This window comes from Herbiconiux daphne (assembly GCF_024979295.1).
GTDB classification, from domain to species: domain Bacteria; phylum Actinomycetota; class Actinomycetes; order Actinomycetales; family Microbacteriaceae; genus Herbiconiux; species Herbiconiux daphnes.
This window is the reverse complement of sequence record NZ_JANLCJ010000040.1, coordinates 1-2669: the sequence shown is the minus strand read 5'-3', so window position 1 is coordinate 2669 and position 2669 is coordinate 1. Positions and strand designations below refer to the sequence as shown.

The following is a 2669-nucleotide window of genomic DNA, read 5'->3' as shown; positions in this document are numbered from 1 at the left end:
TCATATTACGAATTCCATCTTTGTGGAATACTTGCGCATACGCTTTGATTGCTTCAGAAGCTAAATATTGCAATCCTTCTTCATTGTTGATCAATTGAGTGATTTCTTTCGTATTGAACAAGTAAACGCCATCTTTGTTCATCTCAATGTTCAGGTAGATTAAACGTTTTTCTAACGCATTGTCCAAGTCGTGAAAGAACAATTCCTTATTTGTAAGCGCAATGATCGTAGGCGAGTTATTTACCGCTTCTTGGTTTGTTCCTTTACCTTCGATTTCTTGCTCTGATTTCGAGTCGGCAAATGATTTGATTGTCTTGGTTGTTTCCTTATCAATCACCATTGGCAATTCATCAAAGAAGACCGAATCAACGCCTTTAATCGCTGACATCGCAAATCTATTACTTACACCAAACACTTGGCTATCTTTAAGTTCTCTTGAGCTCTTTGTGGCACTTTTAACAATTTCAATGATTGAACCTTTACCTGATGTTGAGTGGTTTGAGTGCAAGATTGTAAATACTGACGGGTTATGTGGGAAGAACGCTGAACCGATAACTTCAAGTAGAAGTTTTCTTTTCGCCCTATCATTTCCTGAAAGTTCATTAATGAAACGTTCCATTAAATCATTCTTTACTTGATCATTTCAATCATATGTTTTTTGTGATGTAGTGAACGGAATTTTGTTTGGCACGAATGACTTAGTTTCAAGGTCAAAATAACCGTTTTTGAAGACCGCAATGTTCTTGTTAATATCTTTTGATTGAACGACATGATTAAGCGCTAAATCAGCCTTTAAAACGAACGCTGCGGCCGCTATTTTGCCTGAGTCATCAAGTTCATCACGTCTTTTAACTAAACCAGCAAGATAATTGTTTGTTAATTCTTTCGTTCCCATTTCTCTGCTTACATTTTTTCAAATATTGTTATTTAAATGATAATACTCAGCTTTGTAAATCTTAACAACAACGTTTTTATCATTTTGCTTTTGATTAAATCACTCAACGTAATTATCTTTCTTGTTGTTTTGCTTTGCGAACAATTCACCTTTGTCGTACTTGTCAGCCGCTCATTGACGCGTTTGGTCAATAGAATAACCGGAAATACCACCCGTTATGATTTGATGTTCAAGAACAAGCTCAATAAAGTATTGCTTTTGCATTCCTTTTGTTGCCATCAATGTTGCAAACTGAACCAATTCGGTATCAGAATGCGATGTTCCTTTGTTTGCCTTCATTGTTGATGGAAGCGCAAAAACCTTTGGAAGTTCAGGATGCGGATAAGTTTCAATTGTTTGGATGAAAGTTGTTGGATCAACTCTTCAATTTCCATATTTTTTTATACCAACATATCCTCTATCATTTCCTTTTAGATCAATTTGAGTTCCTTCTTGCTCACTTTCTTCGCCTTTGTCATTGATTGTGATGTATTTTACAAGCTCTCTCATAGTTGCTTTTGTATTAGAACCAAGCGTTGGATATTGCTCAGTTGTTGTATAAGCATGCCCATCGGTTAATTTATAGTAATAATGTTTATGATCAGTTGATGATTCATAACTAAAAGGTTTTAAACCGAGCTTAGCATTAACATTTTCGACATATTCCGTCGCTTCTTTTGAATCAGTGTCAACAACAATCAATCCTTCTTCTGGAACAAAACCAATTGATTTTTCGTTAATCAAATCTTTTAATTCAAATCTATTGTTTTCATCTTGTCAATTTACTAATGGCACTTTGCCAACTATCTTGATAAAGCGCTTCATTATTTGGCCTCCAGAACGCTTTTAACGGCCTTTGTAGCCTCGCTTTTAACTTTGGCTAACATTTTATCAGTCTCGACTTGCATCATCGCTAAATCGAGCTCTATTTGAAGCATGCGTTTGTTCATGGCTTCGAATCTTTCATTCATTTCTTTTTCTCATTGTGACATAGAGATTATCTTCTTTCCGACGGTTCGAATGAAATATGTTATAATTCATTAGATAAGATGGTTGTACGAGAACCGTCTTTTCTTATCTATATATATTATATACTAAAGCTGCTTTGAAAAAAAGTCCTCCACCAACTCCTGCCTGATCTTGTCTAACTTTTCTTGTTTTTCCATACCAAAATCATAGCAAAATAGCATAAACATCACCAAAACGTAACCTGTGTAACCTGAGTGTAACCTCTAAAACCCGCATGAATACTACAAAAGTTACAAAGTTACACGGTTACAGTGAAAATATATAAATCCTATAGAGATTGCAAATTTGCATTTCCGTACAGACAGTTTTTTCGTCGTTGTAACCGTAACTTCGTAACCTTTCCATAAAATCAAGCTTGATTATTATCATCATTTCACGAACGAGCGCATTCCGGTTAGAAAATCGCATTCCGGTTAGGTCCGGTTAGGTTTCGGTTAGGCCGGAAACCCGCATGAATACTACGTTTTCTCCATTTCCTAACTATCTAACCCAAATTATAATATTCTGTATACAGACTCTTACATGCATGTAAACGCCATAGCTGATGGAATGAAAACACGGTTAGGTTAGGCGTTTTCGGTTAGAAGTTGCCTTTTCGCCTTTCCAGCCTTCTCTCATGGTAGTGGCTTGATCACGACGAAGACGATGGAGATGATGGAGGTGTTGAATATCCGACATAGTGTCGTTTTTTACCACCCGATACACT

General features: G+C 36.2%; 4 protein-coding genes. All 4 read right to left on the bottom strand.

Annotation, left to right across the window (positions count from 1 at the left end):
• Positions 1-619 (bottom strand): DUF5906 domain-containing protein (locus tag N1032_RS22455; protein WP_259542515.1); only part of this gene is annotated, 619 nt, incomplete at its 3' end.
• A gap of 24 nt (positions 620-643) precedes the next feature.
• Positions 644-895, bottom strand: a complete 252-nt coding sequence (locus tag N1032_RS22450; protein WP_259542512.1) for a hypothetical protein — start codon at positions 893-895, stop codon at positions 644-646.
• Between the two features lie 171 nt (positions 896-1066).
• Entirely contained in the window at positions 1067-1234 is a 168-nt protein-coding gene (locus tag N1032_RS22445) for a hypothetical protein (protein ID WP_259542510.1), read from the bottom strand.
• 84 nt (positions 1235-1318) lie between these two features.
• On the bottom strand, positions 1319-1678 hold the full coding sequence (locus N1032_RS22440; RefSeq protein ID WP_259542509.1) for a hypothetical protein: 360 nt from the start codon (positions 1676-1678) through the stop codon (positions 1319-1321).
• Positions 1679-2669 lie beyond the last annotated feature (991 nt).

What these genes read in the sequence shown, in the direction of transcription:
- N1032_RS22450 (WP_259542512.1), bottom strand. Translation starts at nt 895, where the DNA reads ATGGGAACGAAAGAATTAACAAACAATTATCTTGCTGGTTTAGTTAAA.
- N1032_RS22445 (WP_259542510.1), bottom strand. Translation starts at nt 1,234, where the DNA reads ATGAAGGCAAACAAAGGAACATCGCATTCTGATACCGAATTGGTTCAG.